At 37.3% G+C, this 22,357-nt stretch carries 25 protein-coding genes; 15 read left to right on the top strand and 10 right to left on the bottom strand.

Going from position 1 to position 22,357, the window contains the following annotated elements:
- The first annotated feature begins 364 nt into the window (after positions 1-364).
- The 4 genes from DNK85_RS03305 (at position 365) to DNK85_RS03290 (ending at position 4,312) form a co-directional block, all read left to right on the top strand.
- Complete coding sequence (locus DNK85_RS03305) at positions 365-1,006, top strand: recombinase family protein (RefSeq protein WP_208123125.1); 642 nt, start codon at positions 365-367, stop codon at positions 1,004-1,006.
- Between the two features lie 9 nt (positions 1,007-1,015).
- Positions 1,016-2,230, top strand: coding sequence for a hypothetical protein (locus tag DNK85_RS03300; protein WP_119328159.1), 1,215 nt, complete (start codon positions 1,016-1,018; stop codon positions 2,228-2,230).
- A 62-nt stretch (positions 2,231-2,292) separates the two neighbouring features.
- Positions 2,293-3,264 carry an AAA family ATPase gene (locus tag DNK85_RS03295; protein WP_119328158.1) on the top strand — a complete coding sequence of 324 codons (972 nt, stop codon included), beginning with the start codon at positions 2,293-2,295 and terminating at the stop codon, positions 3,262-3,264.
- A 10-nt stretch (positions 3,265-3,274) separates the two neighbouring features.
- The gene (locus DNK85_RS03290) at positions 3,275-4,312 is read left to right on the top strand and encodes a Fic family protein (protein ID WP_119328157.1); all 1,038 of its coding nucleotides are present in this window, start codon (positions 3,275-3,277) and stop codon (positions 4,310-4,312) included.
- A 205-nt stretch (positions 4,313-4,517) separates the two neighbouring features.
- On the opposite strand, the gene DNK85_RS11750 is transcribed toward DNK85_RS03290, so the two are convergent.
- Entirely contained in the window at positions 4,518-4,751 is a 234-nt protein-coding gene (locus DNK85_RS11750) for a helix-turn-helix domain-containing protein (protein ID WP_208123124.1), read from the bottom strand.
- Positions 4,744-4,920, bottom strand: coding sequence for a hypothetical protein (locus DNK85_RS11745; protein WP_208123123.1), 177 nt, complete (start codon positions 4,918-4,920; stop codon positions 4,744-4,746). The genes DNK85_RS11750 and DNK85_RS11745 overlap by 8 nt, the downstream gene beginning before the upstream one ends.
- A gap of 123 nt (positions 4,921-5,043) precedes the next feature.
- Between DNK85_RS11745 and DNK85_RS03280 the strand changes: the two genes are divergently transcribed.
- Both DNK85_RS03280 and DNK85_RS03275 read left to right on the top strand, forming a co-directional pair.
- Positions 5,044-5,961, top strand: coding sequence for a LysR family transcriptional regulator (locus DNK85_RS03280; RefSeq protein ID WP_119328156.1), 918 nt, complete (start codon positions 5,044-5,046; stop codon positions 5,959-5,961).
- A 215-nt stretch (positions 5,962-6,176) separates the two neighbouring features.
- The gene (locus tag DNK85_RS03275; RefSeq protein ID WP_119328155.1) at positions 6,177-7,097 is read left to right on the top strand and encodes a LysR family transcriptional regulator; all 921 of its coding nucleotides are present in this window, start codon (positions 6,177-6,179) and stop codon (positions 7,095-7,097) included.
- Here the strand turns inward: DNK85_RS03275 and DNK85_RS03270 are convergent.
- Positions 7,094-8,308, bottom strand: a complete 1,215-nt coding sequence (locus tag DNK85_RS03270; protein WP_119328154.1) for an MFS transporter — start codon at positions 8,306-8,308, stop codon at positions 7,094-7,096. The genes DNK85_RS03275 and DNK85_RS03270 overlap by 4 nt on opposite strands.
- A gap of 571 nt (positions 8,309-8,879) precedes the next feature.
- Between DNK85_RS03270 and DNK85_RS03255 the strand changes: the two genes are divergently transcribed.
- Positions 8,880-9,608 (top strand): AraC family transcriptional regulator, encoded by a 729-nt coding sequence (locus tag DNK85_RS03255; protein WP_119328153.1) that lies wholly within the window; start codon positions 8,880-8,882, stop codon positions 9,606-9,608.
- Positions 9,609-9,617: 9 nt separating this feature from the next.
- Here the strand turns inward: DNK85_RS03255 and purH are convergent, their stop codons facing one another.
- The 4 genes from purH to DNK85_RS03235 all read right to left on the bottom strand — a co-directional run bounded on the left by purH (position 9,618) and on the right by DNK85_RS03235 (position 13,194).
- Complete coding sequence (purH, locus tag DNK85_RS03250) at positions 9,618-11,189, bottom strand: bifunctional phosphoribosylaminoimidazolecarboxamide formyltransferase/IMP cyclohydrolase (protein ID WP_119328152.1); 1,572 nt, start codon at positions 11,187-11,189, stop codon at positions 9,618-9,620.
- Positions 11,190-11,314: 125 nt separating this feature from the next.
- Complete coding sequence (locus tag DNK85_RS03245; protein WP_162896494.1) at positions 11,315-12,154, bottom strand: mechanosensitive ion channel family protein; 840 nt, start codon at positions 12,152-12,154, stop codon at positions 11,315-11,317.
- A 64-nt stretch (positions 12,155-12,218) separates the two neighbouring features.
- Entirely contained in the window at positions 12,219-12,629 is a 411-nt protein-coding gene (gene ruvX / locus DNK85_RS03240) for a Holliday junction resolvase RuvX (protein WP_235842366.1), read from the bottom strand.
- Complete coding sequence (locus tag DNK85_RS03235) at positions 12,622-13,194, bottom strand: YqgE/AlgH family protein (protein WP_162896493.1); 573 nt, start codon at positions 13,192-13,194, stop codon at positions 12,622-12,624. The genes ruvX and DNK85_RS03235 overlap by 8 nt, the downstream gene beginning before the upstream one ends.
- On the opposite strand from DNK85_RS03235, the gene mutT reads away from it, so the two are divergent.
- Complete coding sequence (gene mutT, locus DNK85_RS03230) at positions 13,193-13,648, top strand: 8-oxo-dGTP diphosphatase MutT (RefSeq protein WP_119328148.1); 456 nt, start codon at positions 13,193-13,195, stop codon at positions 13,646-13,648. The genes DNK85_RS03235 and mutT overlap by 2 nt on opposite strands.
- Here mutT and DNK85_RS03225 read toward each other — a convergent pair whose 3' ends face one another.
- Positions 13,649-13,981 carry a type II toxin-antitoxin system PemK/MazF family toxin gene (locus DNK85_RS03225; protein ID WP_119328147.1) on the bottom strand — a complete coding sequence of 111 codons (333 nt, stop codon included), beginning with the start codon at positions 13,979-13,981 and terminating at the stop codon, positions 13,649-13,651.
- Complete coding sequence (locus DNK85_RS03220; RefSeq protein ID WP_119328146.1) at positions 13,969-14,205, bottom strand: AbrB/MazE/SpoVT family DNA-binding domain-containing protein; 237 nt, start codon at positions 14,203-14,205, stop codon at positions 13,969-13,971. The genes DNK85_RS03225 and DNK85_RS03220 overlap by 13 nt, the downstream gene beginning before the upstream one ends.
- Before the next feature lie 240 nt (positions 14,206-14,445).
- Between DNK85_RS03220 and DNK85_RS03215 the strand changes: the two genes are divergently transcribed.
- Positions 14,446-14,649: a hypothetical protein gene (locus tag DNK85_RS03215; protein ID WP_119328145.1), complete on the top strand. Its 204-nt coding sequence runs from the start codon at positions 14,446-14,448 to the stop codon at positions 14,647-14,649.
- Between the two features lie 248 nt (positions 14,650-14,897).
- Here the strand turns inward: DNK85_RS03215 and DNK85_RS03210 are convergent, their stop codons facing one another.
- A complete protein-coding gene (locus tag DNK85_RS03210) occupies positions 14,898-15,941 on the bottom strand; it encodes an FUSC family protein (protein WP_208123122.1) in 1,044 nt (347 codons plus the stop codon).
- Positions 15,942-16,233: 292 nt separating this feature from the next.
- Between DNK85_RS03210 and DNK85_RS03205 the strand changes: the two genes are divergently transcribed.
- The 6 genes from DNK85_RS03205 to dut all read left to right on the top strand — a co-directional run bounded on the left by DNK85_RS03205 (position 16,234) and on the right by dut (position 22,305).
- Positions 16,234-17,580, top strand: a complete 1,347-nt coding sequence (locus tag DNK85_RS03205) for an SLC5/6 family protein (protein WP_119328143.1) — start codon at positions 16,234-16,236, stop codon at positions 17,578-17,580.
- Between the two features lie 65 nt (positions 17,581-17,645).
- Entirely contained in the window at positions 17,646-18,617 is a 972-nt protein-coding gene (gene ispB / locus DNK85_RS03200) for an octaprenyl diphosphate synthase (protein ID WP_119328142.1), read from the top strand.
- Positions 18,618-18,622: 5 nt separating this feature from the next.
- The gene (locus tag DNK85_RS03195; RefSeq protein ID WP_119328141.1) at positions 18,623-19,066 is read left to right on the top strand and encodes a YcgN family cysteine cluster protein; all 444 of its coding nucleotides are present in this window, start codon (positions 18,623-18,625) and stop codon (positions 19,064-19,066) included.
- Positions 19,067-19,213: 147 nt separating this feature from the next.
- Positions 19,214-20,677 (top strand): peptide MFS transporter, encoded by a 1,464-nt coding sequence (locus tag DNK85_RS03190; RefSeq protein WP_119328140.1) that lies wholly within the window; start codon positions 19,214-19,216, stop codon positions 20,675-20,677.
- Positions 20,678-20,788: 111 nt separating this feature from the next.
- A complete protein-coding gene (carA, locus tag DNK85_RS03185; RefSeq protein WP_119328139.1) occupies positions 20,789-21,841 on the top strand; it encodes a glutamine-hydrolyzing carbamoyl-phosphate synthase small subunit in 1,053 nt (350 codons plus the stop codon).
- Between the two features lie 20 nt (positions 21,842-21,861).
- Positions 21,862-22,305, top strand: a complete 444-nt coding sequence (dut, locus tag DNK85_RS03180) for a dUTP diphosphatase (protein WP_235842367.1) — start codon at positions 21,862-21,864, stop codon at positions 22,303-22,305.
- The last annotated feature ends 52 nt before the right edge of the window (positions 22,306-22,357 follow it).

The following is a 22,357-nucleotide window of genomic DNA, read 5'->3' as shown; positions in this document are numbered from 1 at the left end:
GACGATTGGTAATAGTCAGGTGGGTGTTGAGTTGTAAGAGGTTGCAATATGCCCCATATGCCGTTACGAAATTTTACCTCTCCCCTTTGAGGGAGAGGTCGTGCAGCTTAAGCTGCACGGGTGAGGGGGTAGTTGACATTTCATTACTCAAAAATAATGCGTGGACTTTTGCCAATCACTTTGGCAATTGGGGGCTAATCGTTAGCGCCAGCAATAAAATGACCTTCAGCCAGAATTATTTTGCAAATGGATTTGATTTGCTGACAATAAAAACGATCGTTTATTTTGTTTTCTTTTACTTAATGAAATTCACTGGATATTTTTATAATTATGTAGTTAAATAAATCAATTTAAATGCATTTTCATGGAAGTAGCCGTTAAGATGACTGGCTTGACTAATAAACAAACAATAGCTTACTTAAGAGTTTCGACGCAGGATCAAGACCTTGAAAAAAATAAAATGGATATCTTGCTTTTTGCCACCGAAAAAAATTTAGGGCAGGTTAAATTTATTGAAGATAAAGCTTCTGGAACGATTAGTTGGCAGAAACGTGCTCTGGCATCTGTTATTGAGTCATTAAGTGAAGGTGACAACTTAATTGTAAGTGAATTTTCAAGGCTTGGACGAAGCATGTTGGAGTGCATAGAAGTTATTTCACGTTGCTTGTCAAAAAAAATAAACCTATATGCAATTAAAGGCTCATGGAAGTTAGATAACTCGATACAAAGCAAAGTAATGGCTATGATGTTTTCAATTGTAAGTGAGATTGAGCGTGATCTTATTTCCAAGCGAACTTCAGAGGCATTAAGAGCTAGAAAGGAGAAAGGTTTGCCACTTGGGCGCCCAAAAGGGAAAGGCAAGAGCAAACTAGATGGTTACAAAGATGAAATATTTGCACTACTTAATAATGGCTCAACCTATACCTTTGTGGCTAAAAAATATGATACTTCATTAGGGAATCTTAAGCACTGGCTAGCTAGAAATGACTTTATTGCTAAGGGGTAATGGCACATCATGAAGAAGATTCCATTAGAGGTTCTATTTAAGCTTGATCAACAGCTTATGCACTTACCAAATAATGGCAAAGCAAGGCGGGCGTTAATATCGGATACAGCAGCGGTGTTTAATATTTCTGAAGATAGCGTATATAGGCAGTTAAGAGCACTTAACCTACACCAGTGCGAACGTAAAACGCGTAGTGACAAGGGAAGTAGTAGAATTCTCCCAGAGAAAGAGCTGCATTATTATTGTCAAATTATTGCAGCATTAAAATTTGCTTCAACAAATGGTAATAGACACATGCTCTCAACAGAGGAGTGCATAAGGCGTTTGGAGCCTGGAGAAGTAACAGTTAAAAATAAGATCGTGACTTTGTCTCACGGGATCCTCAAGCGTTCAACTGTTAATAATTATCTAGAGAAATATTATATTTCCCCCGATCAACTCACTGCTGAATCAACAGTAAACCATTTTCAGGCTTGTTATAGTAACCAATGTTGGCAGTTAGATATTACGCCATCTGAATTGTATCGGTTTCCTGATCAGCATCCCGATGATCCAAGAAAAGTGATGAGCTATAGCGTGGTGGATGATCTAAGTCGAGTAGCTTATCAAATGTTAGCTCAATTTATAGCTGAGCAGAATAATAAAAAGCATCCAACCTTAATGCTAAGTAAAATTGAGGTATGGAAACAAAATATGCCCAAAGATTATGATTTATCAATATGTTCGTATGAGCAATATCAGTCGCTTATGAGAGAGCCTTTTGATCGACAAGTTAAAAGTGATGCAACGGTTGAAATAAATGGTATCCATTACCAATTATCGCCACAATTTGCAGGCGAGAAAGTCACTATATTGTTAGGAATAAATGCACATGAGGTCTGTGTGATACACAAAGACCAAGAGTTTGGACCATTCTATCCTATATCGCCGCCAACAGAATTTGGAACTTATCATCACCATAAAAAGTCAGAGAAAGAATATGCCGCAGATAATGTCATTAATTTATCTAAAGATGTAGGGTTAAATATTGTGAGACCGACCCCTTCAATTTTTAGTACCGCACAGAACATTAAAGTTACGCTTATTGCTCCTCAAAAAGTATATGAGTCTAAATTAGCAGCAAAGCTAGCTATTTCTAAGTATCTAGATATTGCTTTGGCAGAGCTAACTGATAAACAGCGTCAGGTTATTGATAACCTTACAGATAAAACGTTAATACATTAGGAGCTTATGGATGCCATTAGCCATTATTTTCAACTTAAACTTGTTTCAAATAAGGATTAATCATGATTTTTGATGCACTTGACTATTACGGACTAACACATGATATCGCCGAAGCTGGCTTTTATAAAACAAAAGACATTGAACGTTTACAGAGCAAAATTAAACAATATGTCTTAAATTATGGCAAGCTCATTGTGATTAATGGCAGCGTGGGATCTGGGAAAACCATACTGATGAACCAACTCATGCAAGAGCTCATAGATAGCAAAAAGTGTATTGTAAGTTACTCTTATAGCTCTGATCGAGAGCGCGTCACAGTGAAAACATTATTAACTGCATTATTGCTTGACTTACGCACAGGTGAGACGCCTTTTATTCCTGCGTCTTCTGAACTAAGAGATCGTGCTTTTGTTAAACTTATGCAAGAGCATAATAAGCCTGTGGTACTTTTTGTTGACGAAGCTCAGGACTTGCATGGCAACACGCTATCTTCGTTAAAAAAACTCTCTGAAATGGCAAGAAAAAGTAACCAAAAGTTTTCAATCATCTTAGCAGGTCAACCAAAATTAAAAAATGTTATTCAATCACCGAAAATGGAAGAGGTTGGCTTTAGAGCATATGTAATAGATTTGGATGTGCTGTTTGTACATAAAGAAAAATATTTCCAGTGGGCATTAAAGCAATGTGTTGGAGAAAAGAAAGTCAGCGAGGTAATTACCCCCGATGCTTTAAAATTGCTTGCTGAATCTTTGCAAACACCTATGCAAATTATTTCTTTCTTTAATAAAGCGATGGAAATCGGTTTTAAAGCAGGCGTTAAACCTATCGATGTATCAGTCGTTACCGAAGCGATAAAGCCAAAAGGCTTTCAAAAAGAGCTTCAATATTCAAGAGCCGGTTATAAAGTTTCAACACTTGCAAAAATGCTTCACACCTCGGAGAAAATCATCGATCAATGGTTTGCAGGAAAGTTATCAGAACAACAATCTGATGAAATTGAGCAATCGCTGATTCAGGCTAATATTGTCGTATAAGGATATTGTTATGCCATTCTTACCGCGTTTTAGTATTAACAATAAAATAGCTCAATACCTCACTACGATAGAACGTGCTCGTGGTTTTTTGGAGGCTGCCCAGCTGTCAGATCATTGGATTCAACAGATGCAGAACAAAGCCTTAATATTGGAGGCGCATCACACCACTCACATTGAAGGAACACAATTAACGCTTGATCAATCGGAAAAAATTCTTGCAGGCATTAATGTTCCCGATACCAATAAAGATGATGTCCAAGAGCTCCTCAATTATAGGAAAGCATTTGAGTTGGTATCCCAGTCTATCGATTACAATAGCCATATTAGTGAAGCCATTGTAAGAGAAATTCACAAAAGATTGGTCTCAGATGTTAGGGGAGACTCGGCAGCGCCAGGGGAATACAGAAAAATACAAAACTACGTTGTTAACTCAAAAACTGGAGAAGCTATCTATACACCACCGCCAGCCTACGATGTTCCCATAATGATGTCTGAGCTAATATACTGGCTAAACAATGAGTCCGAAATCAACCCAATTCTAATTGCTGGTATTGCTCAATTTCAATTCGTGCATATACATCCGTTTCTGGATGGCAATGGACGAACCGGACGATTGCTTTCTACGCTTTGTTTATACCGCTATGGATATGACTTTAAGAAACTATTTTCAATCAGTGAATACTACGACAGAAATCGAATTGAGTATTATCAGGCTTTGCAAAGTGTGCGTGAAAATGCCTTGGATATGACACAATGGTTAGAATATTTCACACATGGTTTGTCAACGCAGATGCAAGAAATTCGTCACCGTGGTGAGGATATCATAAAACTTGATGTCCTAAAGCTCAATCACGAGTTAAATGATAGGCAAAAAAAGGCTGTAGAACATATTATTGAACATGGTCAAATCAATATGCAGGAATTTAGTTTACTATGTCCAGACGTGAATAAAAGAACCTTACAGAGAGAACTAAAGGCGATGGCTGAAAAAAAACTTATCGAATCACAAGGTGCTACTAATAAGCTTATTTACGTGTTAAAAAACTAAACTTGCGACAATCTAACGACAAAACTTGCGACATTAATTTCTGCAATAAAAATAAAATAATGGGTTTTTATAGAACTAGCTAAATAGTTGGAAATACATTTGCAAAATAATGTTGGTTGATTTGCAAAATAATTCTGGCTGAGAGTCATTTTATTGCTGGCGCTAACAGCTAATCGATAACCCAATATTTTTTTGATTCGATAAATTAAATAAATGTATCCACACTGACATTAAAGCGGTTAGCTAAGGCCTTTAGTTGCCTTATATTAAGCGCTCTTTTTTTATTCAGAATTTCAGAAACAACGCCTTGACTACCTAATTCTACAAGATCTGCTTGCTTTAAATTATGCTCCTTCATCAAATATTTTAAGGTATCTATACCATCTGCTTGTGTGATCCTATAATGGTTACGGTCATAAGTTTCAATAATGCTAGACACTAAAATTAATAATGCCCCAAGCAGGATGATCTTCTTGGTCTGCACATATATCTAAGAGCTCGTCTAAATAAGATGATAATTTTTTATATTCAGCTTCATTTTTGGGAATCATGGCAATAGGTTGAATATACTGCCAATGTTGAAGGGCTTGTTGTACTGTATGACTCATTGCTGTTACCTCACTCTTTCCAATGTATATACATGAAACTATTATACACACCTGACATCAATGCGAATTAAGGCTATGATATACATCACAGGTTATTAACAGGAATGGTATGTCAGGGTGTCGATGTTTGATACAAAAATGAGTAAACGACTTAATTATCATCAGTTAAGTAATATCAATCTTTTTATGCGCGCGGTCGAATTTGAGTCCTTAACTAAAGTGGCTGAGGAGCTTGATGTGTCAAAATCAACGGTGAGTAAAGCCATTAGACTATTGGAAGACGCTATTGAGATGCCTTTGTTTTCGCGCAACCATAAAAACTTCAAGCTCACACCAGAGGGTGATGCTTTTTATCATGAATGTATAAAAATTGAGCGAGAGGTTTTAAATATATTTGCACATATTGAGGATGTTCAAACAGAGCTAGAAGGTGTGCTGACGATCAATGTTGTAAGAAGCTTACTATGTCATCACTTCCTAGACATCATCACCAAATACCAAGAAATATATCCAAAAGTGCATATTAATCTTATCACGCACGGCAGTATATTTACAGGACATATTCGGGGTGATATTGACCTTTATATTGCACCGCATAAAAGTAATTTACCTGCGCACGTACATAAAGTAGACGTGCTAAGGACAACAAGTATGCTGTGTGCATCATCTGATTATATTAAAGCGCATGGGATGCCACAAACTTTGAGGGATTTGGCGAATCATCATTTAATTCTTCTTCGTAGATATCCAAGCACTTATATTGAGTCTATTGCTGAAAAATTAAAAAAAGAAAATATAGACTTTCGCTCTCGACTTGAAATCAACTCAACCAATGCAATTAAAGACTGTGTTGTTGCAGGGTTTGGCATATCGGAATTACCACGATCAATTATTGCAAGCGAGCTGGAGAAAGGAGAGATCGTCTCGATCTTGCCGCAGTTTAATTCGCATCACCAGTTATATGCCTATTATGCGGTTTATGATGATGTAATCCCCGCCAAAGTCAGCCGCTTTTTAGCAATGCTACGGAAAAAGATGTAAAAATTGAAACGGGTGTTTCCTAAAACTCCGATACGTCAATTGTGTAGTAGTTGTATAATACCCCCTCGAGGGGATTAGGGAATTTAGATAATTGCAATTTAATTGTAATTTAAATTTAATGTCCACAAAACGTAATGACGTATCGGTAAATAGGTAAAAATATGATTTATGCCAGCGTATAATTTGAAATTTTGATCGTGAAAGGGAGAGAACAGGTGAGCATTGAAATAAAAAAAAGAAGTATATATAAAGATCTTTCTAATTTAGAGGCGTTTATGCAAGCCGTTGAAACGAAGTCTTTTAGCCTGGCGGCTGAGGAGCTACATTTAACCAAATCAGCGATCAGTAAATCAATTAAACAGTTGGAAAATACATTTGAGTTGCCTTTATTCTTACGCAATGCACGTCACTTGGAGCTTACCCCGGAAGGAAATGTCTTCTACCAACATTGTCTTAACCTTAAAGCTGCGATGCAGCGCACTCAATCTGTTATTAGAGCAATGCACCATGAGCCATCAGGTAAGCTTAAGCTGTCGGTAAACCCTTCATTAATGAAGAGTTTGGTGGTTCCTGTTATTGCCAAATATCAACAACTTTTTCCAAAGGTAGTGTTGGAGGTGCTATATCAGGAAGACAATGTCGATATGTATGCTAACGAGATTGATATTGTCATTGGCCGCAATCTAGAAGCACCTGATGAAATCGTTTTGAAAAAAGCATTTCACTCAAATCATGTTCTATGCGCAACAGCGGAATATATAGCCAAACAAGGCGGCATGCCACAAACGATTGAAGATTTACAGAGATTTCTATTTATCGGTCATATCAATCAGCGCGCAATGCCGATACGACGTGAATATCCTGAGTATATTAATCAAAAACTACAGATGGACTCAATATTAGCTATTAAGCAAGCTATGTTAGCGGGGATGGGAATCAGTCAAATGCATGATTATGTTGTCAAGCAAGAGTTGGAGTCGGGTGAATTGGTACATATTTTGCCAGAAATTACGATGCCTAGGTTGTTATATATTTATTATCAAAAACATAATTATACACAACCAAAGGTGCAAAAGATGATTGATTTAATTACAGAAGAATTACATCAAGAGCAATTACAGTGTGACACCATTTAGTTAAGTGCATGGATGTAATGATGATTTTTTGTCATGTAGCCTGTGATAAGTAACGCGGTAATGACGTAAAATACAATTAAAATACAGCTAAACTGTTGAATGGATATCATTGGAAGATAGCCCATTACTGCAACAGAAATGCTTGCGGAAAACACATTGATGAATGACATCATGCTTGTGGCGCCTGCCTTATTGGCTTTAATTTTTAGCGCAAAATGACTGCTTGGTCCCATAATTGCACCAAAAAGTAGAAATAAAATGGTGGTATCAACAAAGAAAATCACTGGAGATACATGAGGTAATAGCGAAATAGCAACTAAGATAATTAAAAATGGAATCAACGCAATGAAATTAACGATGAGTGTTTTTGCAGCACCGATGCGCTTGACGAGATAAAAACCAGAAAATCCACTAAGCAGCATGCCAATCATATTCACAATGTTCCATAAACCATACTGCGAAGGGGTTAGATGTAAAACTTCTTCTGCATATAATGGTGCTGCAGCTGAGTAGCCGTATGAGAAGGCAGAGACAAGTCCTAACCCCAGCGAAAAAATAATAAGTTGCGTTGATTTAAGCGCATGCAAATAACTATGCGATATTGCAGAGAAATCGAGCTTGATTTTTTGCGTTAATGTTTCTGAGAAAAGGCCCGTTAACGCGAGCATGATGATGCCGTGAACCAGAAGTATCCAAAAACAGTCGTACCAATGTAAATACTCGGTAACAATACCACCAATAAAAACGGAAATCGCAATGCCTGCAGTAAAGGCAATAATGACAAAGGATAATACATGCTTTGCTTTTTCCTCAGGCAGGAGCTCGTGAATAAGTGTATAGGTGATTGATAAACCAGCAGCAGCGCCTAATGCAGTCACCAGTCGGCCAATCAGTAGAAGCCAGTAGCTTGAGCTATAAGCTGATATCAAGCAAAGAATAATTCCAGCTAAGTTTATACATAAGCCTGCTCTTAATGTGGTAATACGTCCATAACGATTTGATAAGGGCGCATAAATAAGTTGACCAAAAACATAGCCAAGTAAAAAGATCGTTATGATCCACTCAAGTGATCCAGTGCTTAAGTTAAATGCTAATTTTATACCATCAAGTGCTGGTGTGATCATGGCTGATGATAAGGATGCTATACAAACATAGCTTAGCAGGATAATAATTTTGTAAGTTTGTAAATCATTTGTTTTAGAGATTGTCATTTTCTAGAACCATTGTATTAAAGGTGAGGATATTTTAGCATCTCCCAATAGGCAAAATTATCAAATTAAGGCTATGATATTGCTGAATTCAGACAATTCTTAATAGTGCCCAATCAAAGATAGATTGATTTGGGTTCATTCATTTTACTTTTACTATATACTGGAAATAAAACAGGTAAAGATAAAAGGTTTTATGAGGTTATGATACCCATTGCAGATAGAGAATTTACGCTTCATTTAAATAAAAACAGAATGTAGGAGTAGGATATGGCTAGAACACTTAAACAGATACTTGCTCAAGAGAATGCAAAAGTTATTACTAATGCTAACCAAAAGGCAGAGGCTATACTTTTGGATATACACTTATTTGAGCTTAGAGAAAATTAGTACTGAGGGTAGCATGGGTAAAATGATCGATAATCGTCAAGCTCAAATCAACTCTAATTCGCATATTGTTTCTTTATCAATAAGCAGGTATTATCAATAATAAGCATTTGTGGGTGAGCTATATAATATATGGCAACCGATTGAAACAACAGTCTCAAAGCTTAGTGTCGATTAGGAGTTAGCGATGATTTTTTTGCCTTCAGCGGATTTTGCCAGACAGCGTTTGATTAATCAGGAGCATTATCATGATAAAGCGCAGCTTACATTTATGGAAAAAGGCGTGATGCAAATTCAAATTGGTAAGTCAGTCTATTTGATCCCTGAAAATTATGCCTTATATATTCCTAAATTAGTTGCCCATACCTCGATTAAAGAAACAGGTGCTAAACCAATACATATATTTTTTGACATCAATGAAAGCATGTGTAATAAAAAATTTGCCGATGTAATCTTTATTGCGCCAACAGAACTATTAAAACAATTGATTTTTAAACTAGACACTGTGGACTTTCATTCATCAGATTATAAACCATATTACGATCTTATTTATCCTGAAATACTAGCATCAACAGCAGATAACCCACATCTGTTGACAGCATCCAATCACCCTAAGTTATTAAAGGTGATTGAGTATATTAGTACACATTTGGGAGAACATTTGGATCTGCCGCTGTTGGCTGAGCTTGTTTATATAACACCGAGACATTTAAGCCGTATTTTTAAAGCAGAAACGGGATTGTCATTTTCTGATTGGACTAGTCACTACAAGATGCTGATGGCATTAACCATTCTCCCTGTTAAAAAAAGTACAACTTTGGTTGCTCAAGAGCTTGGTTATGATAGTGACAGCGCGTTTATTTATATGTTTAAGAAGCGCATGAATGGTAAAGTACCGTCAGATTTTTATAATTGATTTAATTGTTTAATGTCTAAAGTGTCTAATTCCCGTAAATACCATGGCAATGCCGTGTGCGTTAGCAGCGTCGATGACTTCTTGATCGCGCATTGAGCCACCAGGCTGGATAATGGCGCTGACTCCTGATTTGGCAGCTGCATCTATGCTATCGCGAAACGGGAAAAAGGCGTCAGATGCCATCACTGAATTTTGGATGCTCAAGTCAGCATCATGCGCTTTTTCAATGGCAATTTTAGAGCTAAACACACGGCTCATTTGCCCAGCTCCAATACCAACAGTCATATTGTTTTTGGCGTAGACAATGGCATTGGATTTCACAAATTTAGCGACTTTCCAAGCAAATAAAAGGTCTTGTAATTCATCATCAGTTGGTACTTTATTAGTGACAACTTTTAACGCATTTTGATCCAGTTGATAGATATCCTTATCTTGTATTAAAACGCCACCTTCAATTTTCTTAAGCTCAAGTTCAGCAAAATTTCTCTGCGTATCATAACCACAAGCCAATACACGCACATTAGGTTTAGTCGCCAGCACCTTTAGGGCTAAGTCATCAACCTCAGGTGCGATAATCACCTCGACAAATTGTTGGTTAATAATCGTTTGCGCAGTTGTCGCATCAAGCTTTTGATTAAAGGCAATAATACCGCCAAAGGCCGAGGTTGGATCAGTCTGGAAAGCTTTCTGATAGGCTTCGGTTAGGGAGTTTGCCACAGCAACGCCACAAGGGTTAGCATGTTTGACGATAACGCACACAGGTAAATCAAAGCTTTTAACGCATTTCAATGCCGCATCGGTATCAGCAATATTGTTATAAGATAAGGCTTTGCCCTGTAATTGTGTTGCCAGTGCTACGGAGGCATTTGGGTAATCATGCTCAATATATAAAGCAGCTTGCTGGTGTGGGTTTTCACCGTAGCGCATCTCTTGAAGCTTAGTAAATTGCAGATTGATCGTGTGCGGAAAGTTCTGTGTTTTTTCACCTGTTGCTGGATTTAATGTGCCAAGATGATTAGCGATCATACCATCATATTGCGCTGTATGTTCAAATACTTTGCATGCCAAACTAAAACGTGTGGCAAAATCTAAAGCACCATGATGATTGCTAAGCTTCTGTGCGATGTTTTGATAGTCAGTTGGATCACAAATAACGGCAACATCTTGATGGTTTTTTGCCGCTGAGCGCAGCATCGTAGGCCCGCCAATGTCAATATTTTCAATCGTTTCGCTGAAACTGACATTCGATTTTTCAATCGTTTGTTTGAAGGGGTATAAATTCACAACAACTAAGTCAATATCAGGAATATCGTGTTGTTGCATTACCGCTTGATCGATGTCGCGTCTGCCTAGAAGTCCACCATGGATTTTAGGATGTAAAGTTTTTACGCGTCCATCCATTATTTCAGGAAAACCAGTATAATCCGACACTTCAATCACGGGGATCCCTGCATCTATTAATAGCTTAGCAGTACCTCCGGTTGATAATATCTCAATATTGAATTTTTGCAGTTGCTTGGCAAAGTCAACAATACCTGTTTTATCAGAAACACTAAGCAAAGCGCGTTTAATTGATCTCACGAGATTTTGCTCCAAAAGAGTATGTTAAAAGCGACATGATTGTATATCATATAGGCTTTATTTTAAAGCTCTTTTCCCTTGAGTTTGCCTTGCCCTTTATTTGTCTTTGGTCATAAGGTTGGAGGTTACTCTTTTGTACTATCGCTATGTTTATCCTCATTGGAGGAGGTATCTACAGTAAGCATTTGTAATAAAGCTAAGTTAAGGTTAGTGGACAGTGATTTTTTATGCTCAAATAAGCATTGATAGGTCACACCCATATCGATGAGTGCATGTTGTTCGACATCAGGTTGTTGGTAAAGGTGAATAGTTGTTGATGTTAGTGTATTTAACTGTTGTTTGCTCAGTGTTTTAAGGTAGTCATTAAGATGGTTTTCTAATGTTGATTTTAAGCGTTCAACATTGAGGTTTTTATATTGTTCATAACTTAGCTTAAATTGGATATTACCTTTAAAAGGTACGGCATGTGAGTAATTAATGATGATTGCGGTAATTGCTGTAGCATTAGGGATACGGATATATTTCCCCTTGGTTTTTTTGTCACTTGGTGGGTGTTCGGCTAATGTGTAATACAGTGGCCCCAAACGATAGACGTATCCTTCTTGACCTTGAACTTCAATATAATCTCCCTCACTAAAAAGATCTCGCCACATGATAATAAATGAGCCAATAAAGTTCATGATGGTTTCTTTGTTGGCAACAACCAAACCTGCACCTACCAAACCTAATGCGGTGAGAATATGACTAAAATCACTAATCCATATTTTAATCAAGCAGAAGACAAAAATAGCAATCAACAGATAACGGATGCGTGAGAGCTTACGTTTGAGCTTTGTTGTATTATCAATTTTTCTTGTAAAATACCATTGTAAAAAACGATATAAAAAGTACATAAGCAAAGCAATAGCAATACTTTGTATTGAGCCAATAATTAAGTGATGCGAGAGAAAACTATAAATCGTCACACTAAACTCCATGCTGTAGGTATTTCCACTAGTATAGATCAGAAATAAAGCTGCCGTAAATGATTTAGCCTTGTTCGTTCATCCATGTCTCTAAAATAACACAAGCAGCAAACGCATCGACTTTAAGGTGGCGGTTAGACTTATTTTGCACTTCTTCTAAACGCCAGCGTGCTTCGCGTGTTGAAAAGGTTTCTGAGATTAAATGTACCGGTTTTTGATATCTAAGCGCAACTTTTTGCGCAAATACACGTGCTTCTTCAGTGATCTTTGTTTCTTGGTCTTTGGCATCAATGGGAAGCCCTACAATAATATCACTAGGGCGCCACTGCTTAATGATCTTATCAAGTTCATGCCACTGGGGCTGACCTTGTTTGGCGGCAATGGTTGTAAGCGGTGTGGCAGTTTTGGTAATCATTTGCCCACTGGCAATACCAATGCGTGATTTGCCAAAATCAAGTCCTATCAATTTATGCATGACCATAGCCACAGGCTAGTTGTGCTGGACTTCTTAATCCAGCTAGATTAAAAGTTTGCTCCCACTTATAGTGATCTTCTTTGGCAAATAAGATGTCATAATTGATTTGTGTATTAAGCCAGCTATTTTGTTTGATTTCATTTAATAATTGATTTTGCTCCCAGCTAGCACAACCGGCAATAATAAGATATTGCGAAGGGGTAATATTTTGTGCAATATCATGCAAAATATCTGGGCTTGTGGTGACAACCAGATCATCAGTAATTTGAATACTGGCTTTGTAACTTGGTGTATGTGGTGTGCGATAAAGAACAAAAATATTATTTATATTCACTGGACCACCAACATGAATGGGCTTGTTTAAAATATCATGCTCAGTTTGACTGTAATCAATATTAAGTTCTTTAAAAATATCTTTAAGTTTGTGTTTAAGCGGCTTATTGATCATAAAGCCCATTGCACCCTTGTCGCTATCTTCACACATAAGGATAACGGAATGCTCAAATGCATTATCTTGCAAATTAGGCATAGCAATTAAAAATTGCTTTGTTAAGCTATAAGACATGTTTGACCTGCTTAAGTGTTTGTTATTAGTAATGATTTTAATCAAAGTTGCCGTCGGAGTCATACTAAATGACCAAAAAAATCAAGTTTTTTTAACTAAGCGCAAAGTTACTCAGGATTTATCAGAACTTTGGGAGTTTCCTGGTGGTAAACTTGAAGCCAATGAATTACCACATACGGCACTTAAACGTGAGCTTAAAGAAGAGGTCGGTATTGATGTTGTTGCGTTTTCACCATTACTGATAAAAGCACATCACTATGAACATAAATCAGTTGAACTTCACTGTTTTGTTGTGACAAAATATCAAAATAATATCTCCCCTCAAGAAGATCAAGAGGGGAAGTGGGTGAGTGTAGATATGCTAGATAGTAAGATCATGCCTGAAGCAAATCGGGAGATTATTGAGGTATTTCAACAGTATTTATCAGACAACATTATAGATTCACGTTGTTGATTATTTGCTAAATATTTCAGCAAGAACGCTATAAATATCCTGATGAAAACTTGTCTTAAGCAATCCCATATTTTTTTTCAGACGGATTTTGTCAATCGTTCTAAGTTGGTCAAGTGCAACTTCACCGATCTTTGATTGGTGCTCTATTTGAACACGTGTTGGCCAGCCGCGTAATGAGGTTGTCATTGGTGCAACGATGACTGTATTTAAATAATTGTTCATAACATCAGGTGATAGAACTAAAACAGGCTTAAAACCTGATTGTTCGCTACCTTTGGTTGGATCTAGGTCAACACCCCAAACACTAAATCGTTTGATCGTTACCATTGCCATTCTTTTCCATCAAAATCATTATCGGTTAGATCATTCAAATGTAAGGGCTCAAGATCTGAGTTTTGCCATAAATTTGCGTCATCCCAACTTGAACGTGGCGCTTTGATCACTTTAGTAATGTTGATCTCGATGGTATCACCAATCTGAGCAGATAGTGACTTTAATTCACTTGCAGGAATGGTTATGCCAACGCTGTTACCAATGGCTCTTAATGTAGTCTGCATATGATTTCTCCTAAATATCTAAGTTATAACAATGTTATAACTCAATGCTTAGTTTGTCAATGTTAAAAATTGGCTTGTTTGTACTTGCCATGACAATTATTATGTTGATACTACTCGTAAATCATTTTGTCGGTGGTATATAGTAAGTATCAAAGAAAAATGATTTGATCATCAACGTAATAGGAGCCTGAATGTTGTTCATGAGCAAAGTGCGTATTATGTTAAATATGAGGAATAATTATGTTCATTAGCTTCTTAATTTCATTATTAGTCTCAATGATTATTACTTGGCTTGCTGCACGTGCCTTATTTCGCCTAAACATAAAAAAAAGCCAAGCACTTAGTAAGAAAGACCGTTATCTTAATGCGGTTATTTGTGGTCTTGTTTTTTTCTGTGTTAGTTGTTTTATTTACGCACTACTGATCAATAGCGTTTTCCACTAGCTATACCGCCCATAAACCATTTTACAGCATTTCTGCCATTAAATTTTACGCCCTTTTGGGTGATTGAACTTTGGCAATAGCGAATGCGTTAAGAAACAATGAATAGTTTCATTGTTTTAGCAAATGAGCACCCAAAGACTCTGTCAAGGGTAGCTATTAGCTGCAATCCAATCATCCAAAAGCATCAAAAACTTCTTCGGCACCGAACACTGCAAAATGATTTACGAGCGGTATAGTATGTATAAAACTCACATTTGATTAAAGAGATTTTGGTTCTGCTCAATCATGCGTAATGTGTCAATGAGCTTTTTAAATGAAAACATCACAACACTTGCATGACGCAAGTCACTTTGAATTTTCATTGATTGACCAAATGCTTCTAGTAACCCTTCTAATTTGACGATGATCTGCTGATAGTTATTCTGATCAAAAAAATTCTTCTTAAAACTTATACTTAGCGCTTTAAAGGTATGATTGATCTCATCATATAGCGCCCTAAATGCTGGGTTTTGGTCAAATTTTTCACGCTTTTCGGGATAGGTTTCAACATAGTCATAGATCACGCTGGTATAACGATATAACTGTCGCAAATGACGTGTTGTGGCTTTAAGTAACTTAAGATCAATATTTGGCTTCTCATGCATGATCTCCTTTTGCAGAGCGATTTGTTTCGAGAAATGACCAAAAATCTCCACTAAAACATTATCATAGTCACCGCCGACAAAAAGCCGGCTATTTAAAGAGCCAATACAGTTTACTGTATCGCAAAAGGATTGATGGATGCGTTTATAGGCATGAATAGGAAAAAAGTAGCGATTAACAATAATGGCAATCGTAATCCCAATAAGCACTTCCAAAGTGCGGTAACACGCAGCAGCCAGAGTGACATCACTGCTAAACAAAATAATCGCAACTGTTACTGCTCCTAGAACGCCAGCGTAGGTATATTTGCTAGAGTTTGTTGCAGTAAAAACACCCACAGCAATAATGCCCAACCCTAAAATTAGCTGAATTATTGGCATTTGTGGAAAAATCAAGATAACAACGATTGAGCATAATGCGCCAAGCAATGTCCCTAAAAATCGCATTTTGGCTTTCTCTAATGCTCCGCCTAAATTAGGCTGGCTTGACATCACTACCAAAACAGTAATCACGATCCAAGCATACATTTGCGAAATGTTAAACCACCCACCTAATAAATGCCCAACAAGATAAGCAATAGCACTAGCAATAACCGCTTTTAACGCATTTATTAAAGAAAAACGTTTGCTATAAAGCACATTGGTTATCATATCCATCTCCCTTAAGTTTTATACCGCTTGTAAACCATTTTACATTATTTTTACTACTGAGTTTCACGCACTTTAGGTAATTGACTTTGTTAAATCAATTACCTAAAAACATTAAAAACTTCTTCGATATAAAACACCGCAAAATAATTTACAAGTGGTATATATCAGTAAAACACCGCAAAATAATTTACAAGTGGTATATATCAGTATAGCGCTAAATATTGCACGGTTTTAGATGACAAGCAAAATGGTATTGTTATCATAGGCTTATTTTTTAGTGATAGGAATTAACATGAATCCAGCCTCGACAATACGTTCAGCGCTGTATGCTTTAAGCATTGTTGCCGCCAGTATTGGCGTTTTTGTTTATTGGCAGATCAGTAGCTACCCACAAGCATTTAATAATATTGCCTTTGTTTTTGCTTATGCTGTTACGCTGATATTTATCAGTATGCCACTTTTTGTCTCTGAGACCATTTCGGGCTTTTTAAGCAAAAAACCACTAACAGGTAGTTTGCATTATGCCACGCGTTCGCAGCGTTTACGCTTTGTTGGACTATTGTCAATGATACTTGCTGCAATATTACTCGTTATGGTGATTGCACGCATATCGATAACGAGTTCGAGTCTTGTTTATACAAGCTTTTGGTATACAACGCATTCAGCAAAGAAAACACTACATCTTATGGATCATTACACCTTGCTTATAGGTATTATTTTTAGCACCATTATTGTTATCATTATTGGATTTTCACAAACACGTGAACGCTTTTTAAAATTGTGTGCGGCATTTGCAACTCTTGGTCTTGGCTGTCTTGTGGGTCTATTTATGATGAATAGCATTACATTTAATACTGGTTTAACAACACATCACTTTTTCATGCCTAATTTTCATTTACTGGTATCAATAGATGTCTGGGAATCAGCGCTTAGCCTTTCATTATTTTCGGGTTTAATTGGTTTAGGGATCAACTCGGTACTTGGTACTTATTTTAATCCTCAAAGCTCGATCCGACGCTTTAGCTGGGTGTTTATCATTGCTAGTATTGTGACGATTACTATGATCATGTTGATGCAAAGTTTATATACCAATAGCAGTCGTTCAGCGTCAGATATATTAGGCTTTCAATATGCCTATACATTAAACTTATTAGCTTTTGGCATGTTCTTCTTCTGCTTACTGACAACGGCTGTACTGCTATGCCAAACATTTAAAGACTTAAGCACGTCGACAACAAAACATAAGTGGTATGTTTACTTGCCATTTTTCATCCTACTTTTAGCCGCTTCAATTATCTACCAACACGTGCTAGCAAACAAAGTGCATGAAGTGATTCAATCTGAGCTTATTATTAGTCTTATTCTTTTTATTGCCTATCTTGAGATTATTATCTTTGGTTGGATTTGCGATGCACAGAAGTTAAGTTATCAACTACATAAAGCCACAAAAATCAAATTATCTGCACTTTATAATCTAAGTTTGCGCTTAATTGCACCTAGTGCTATTTTGACCGCTTTTACCCATAAAATAGTAAACATTTTTGTTACCACACATTGGCTTTCAATTATCGGTATTTTTATCTTATCGCTTATTTTTACTGTCATACTTGGCAGTTTTTTACATCGCAGATTCCAGTAATTTACTTGACCTCGTGGGCAATGACAATTATCCTCAACGACTTACTTTAAGATCAAATATTAAAAATGTTAACACTTAAGCACATTCAACAATTATCAGCGCATGATATTCAGCAAAATAATCAGGTCATCATTGATCAATTAAGCTCTGATGTTGTTTTAATTAATCAAATTAGTCAATATATCATTCACAGCGGCGGTAAACGTTTGCGTCCGTTGTTACTCATGCTTGCGGCACGTGCTCTTGCCTATAAAGGTCAAGATCACACTAAAGCTGCTGCTATTATTGAGTTTATCCATACAGCAACATTATTGCATGATGATGTGGTTGATGCTTCGGATTTGCGTCGTGGGAAAGAAACTGCTAATAATGTGTTTGGTAACGCAGCATCAGTATTAACGGGAGATTTTCTATACTCACGTGCCTTTCAGATGATGGTGGAATTAAATCAAATGCAGATTATGCAAATCTTAGCAGATGCGACCAATAAAATCGCTGAAGGTGAAGTATTACAACTGCTAAATTGCAATAATCCAGAGATTACTGAAGCACAATATATGCAAGTTATTTACTGCAAAACCGCAAAGCTGTTTGAATCTGCTTGTGATGTAGCCAGTGTCATTGCTGGCGCTAGTGAAGAAGAACAAACGGCACTCCATCAATATGGTATGCATTTGGGTAATGCATTTCAGATTGCAGATGACATCCTTGATTACACTGCTGATAGTAAGGCACTTGGCAAAAATATTGGTGATGATTTAGCCGAAGGCAAAACAACACTCCCCGTCATTTATGCACTGAAAAACGCACAGGCTCAAGATCAACGCCTTATTCGTCAGGCGATTGAACAAGGACACCATCCAGAAATGCTAAAAATTATTGATATTATTAAAGACACTGGCGCGATTGGATATGCTATTGGCAAAGCAGAACAAGCCGCTCAATCTGCTATTGATGCATTAGATACTTTAAAGGAATCTGAATATAAAGATGCACTGATTGCACTGGCAAATATTGCAGTTGAACGTACGCATTAACGATTATGTCCACTAAACTTTTACGTGATAATTTTTGGCACTTATATCCATTAAAAGCATTAAATGATGCCGAATGGGAAGCTCTTTGTGATGGTTGTGGCTTATGTTGTTTACATAAATTGCAAGATGATAAAACAGATGAGATTTATTACACCAAAGTTGCCTGTAAACTTTTAGATTGCAGTACTTGTCAGTGCACAAACTATCCCAAACGCAAACAACTCGTCCCTGACTGCTTGCAACTGGATTTATATCATCTAAAACATGCCGAGCATTGGTTGCCTGACACTTGCGCCTATAAATGCCGCTATCATGGTAAAAAATTACCTGATTGGCACCCACTAATTACACAAGATAAAAACAGTGTCCATAAGGCAGGTGCTTCAGCCTGCAATTTTGCTATCTCTGAAAATGCAATCCTCGGTGATTTGGAAGATTACTTACTTTGAATCAGACTTAATAATCTCATTCAAGCGCAATCAGGCAATAGATTGTATAGAGTTTTTTAAGATTTTTATCAATTCTTACAGGTTTTAATAGGATTTTTGAAAATCTTTGATATTCTTGTTTTTCTATATGGTTAGCAGGAAATTTACATGGCTCAAATTGAGACTCAACCCAAATCGCTTTATTATGCCATTGCACTTAATGTCTGGGAGTACTTTAGTTACTACGGGATGCGTGCATTACTGGTACTTTATTTGACGCAAAAACTATTATTTACTGACAATCACGCGTATGCGCTATATGGCGCGTATACGGCACTAGTCTATGTCACACCTATTATTGGTGGGGCGATTGCGGATCGTTATTTAGGATATTACTGGTCGACTTTGCTAGGGGCTGCGACCATGGTGGCAGGGCACTTAGTACTTGGCTTAGATGGAGGTGGTTTGTATTTCGGTTTAGCACTTATTATCTGTGGTTATGGTCTATTTAAAACCAATGTGTCTTGTTTGTTGGGAGCGACATATTCGCGTGAACACACTAAACGTGATAGTGGTTTTGCACTGATGTACGTTGGCGGTAATATTGGGGCTTTTATTTCCCCGATCTTGTGTGCGTGGGCAGCACAAGTATGGGGCTGGCATTATGGTTTCTTATTAGCAGCAATTGGTATGGCGATTGGTTTGGTGATTTTTATAACAGGGCGCAAGCATTTTGTTGCTGGTAACGATCCGCAGTGGGATGCTTTAAAGGAGAAAGGGATATTAAGCATCAAAGTATTGCCAATTACCGTTTTATTAATCGTAGTCTCAGCAGTGTTTTTTAGCTTTGCATTATATTATTTATTTGCTGGTTGGATTTTGCTTGCCTGTGTGATCGCTAGTCTTTACTTCTTATTTTTCTTATTTATTAAGCTCAATAGTAAAGATAGAAGGGCATTGTTGGCGATCTGCTTTTTTATGATCTTTGGCTTGATTTTTTGGGCATTTGATCAACAAGGCGGTAGTTCTATTAGCCTGTTTATTGAGCGCAATGTCATCCGTGACTTTGATGGATTTACGATTCCTGCAGCAGCCTTTCAATCGATTAACCCCTTTGCGATTTTAATCGGTGGTGTGATTATGTCGCAAGTTTGGTATTGGTTGATCAAAGTAGGTATTAAATTAAGTGCGTTATTTAAAATTACGTTTGGATTGTTGTTTCTCACTTTTGGTTTTTTTATGATTATGATGGGGGCTAAGATTGCAGCGGCTACCGACGGACATGCTTCAATGATATGGGTAGTCGTTGGAATGACAGTTATTGGTTTTGCAGAGCTGTTTGTTGACCCAGTTGCACTATCTGAAATCACACGTTTAAACCCAGGTGGTTCGGTTGGTTTCTTGGCAGGGCTTTATATGCTCATTACCGGATCGATTGCCAACTATGCAGCAGCAGAAATTGCCACCTTAACAAGTGTCGAAACGGTAAAAACTGCGGGTGATTTTTTGGTTAAAAGTGCTACCAACTACTACAATGTATTTGGTGCAATCACCAAAGTGTCAGCGATTGCATGTATCATATTAATTATTATCTCTTTATTAATGTATTTTGTAAGAAAGAAAAGCGCTTAAAACATCTCAAAACTCAACTTATCAAAAGCACGCAAAATGCGAAGCAAAAAATTCTGTAAAATGGTTTGTGGTGGGTATAGAATAGATCAACTTCAATCAAGGTGATTTTTCATGATTCCAGCAAAGCTTGCTTTACAAACCGGGGAAGTATTCAAAGGCAAAGTGCCAACATGGGTTAAAGGGATTAATTACGGTGAAATTGTATTTAATACCGGTATGGTAGGGTATACAGAAGTATTAACTGACCCCTCATATAGAGGACAAATTGTTTGTTTTACTTATCCTATGATTGGTAACTATGGTGTTGAAAACCAAACGCATTGGGAGTCTGATCAGATTCATGCAGCCGGTATTATCATTTCAGAATTGGCACCCTTTTACGCACGCGTCCAAGGAGAGTCATCATTGCAAGCATGGTGTGAAAAATATAACACCCCAATTATTGCTGATATTGACACGCGTGCATTAACCAAAGTCCTGCGTCATCATGGAGTTGTTGCAGGAGCTATTGTTGTCGGCAATGAACTACCAAAAAATTACCCCAACATTAGTGATCTTGATTTGGTTTCTAAAGTCACGATTGATAAACCCATTACACATGGCAATGGAGAGAAAACAGTGATTGTTGTTGATTGTGGCATGAAGGCAAATATCTGGCGTTACTTATGTGAATATTCGAATTTAACCTTAAAGCGTGTGCCGTATGATTATGATTACACGAAAGAGTCTTATGATGGCGTATTTATCTCAAATGGTCCAGGAGATCCAGCACGTTGTCAGACAACCGCTAAGATCTTAAAAGAAGCCATGGTAAAGTCACCTCAAAAACCTATTTTTGGCATTTGTTTGGGCTCACAAATTATGGGTATTGCGATTGGTGCTAAAACCTATAAGCTTAAGTTTGGGCATCGTGCGCAGAACCATCCTTGTTTATTAGAGGGAAGTAACCGTAGTTACTTAACCTCACAAAATCATGGCTTTGCAGTCGATGAATCAACTATGCCTGAAAACTGGGAAGTCTGGTTTAGAAATCTTAATGACAATACAATTCAAGGGATCAAACACAAAAACTTACCATACTCATCTGTCCAATTCCATCCTGAGGCTGGACCTGGACCTGTTGATACGGCGTGGCTTTTTGATCGATTTGTAGAACAATTATAGGGGGTGATATGCGTCAAACGATGATTGAATTAAAATTATTACGGCCTGAAATTTTTTCAACAATACCTGAATATGGTACAACAGGTTCTGCAGCTATTGATCTGTGTGCCGCAATTGAACATGATATTCAGTTAAGTCCTGGACAATGTGAGCTTGTGCCAACAGGTATCGCGATTCACATTGCAAATCCAGGGCTTGCCGGTATGATTTTACCGCGTTCAGGATTAGGACACAAAAAGGGGCTTATCTTAGGTAATAGTGTTGGTTTGATTGACTCTGATTATCAAGGAGAACTTATGGTTTCTTGTTGGAATCGATCAAATGATGTAATTGTGATCGAGTCATTAATGCGTTTTGCGCAATTGGTAATTGTGCCTGTTGTGCAGGCAAGCTTTGTTGCGGTTGAAGAATTTGGGGATCAAACCATACGTGGTGTGGGTGGGTTTGGACATACTGGGGTATAAACAAACTTGTTGTAAGCTAAGCGCTTTGCTACACTAGTAACGTCAGCTAAGA

It is taken from the genome of Cysteiniphilum halobium, from assembly GCF_003574425.1.
In the GTDB taxonomy this organism is placed as follows: Bacteria; Pseudomonadota; Gammaproteobacteria; order Francisellales; family Francisellaceae; genus Caedibacter; species Caedibacter halobius.
Note: the sequence above shows the minus strand (reverse complement) of the source record. Positions and strands in the feature narration are given on the sequence as shown.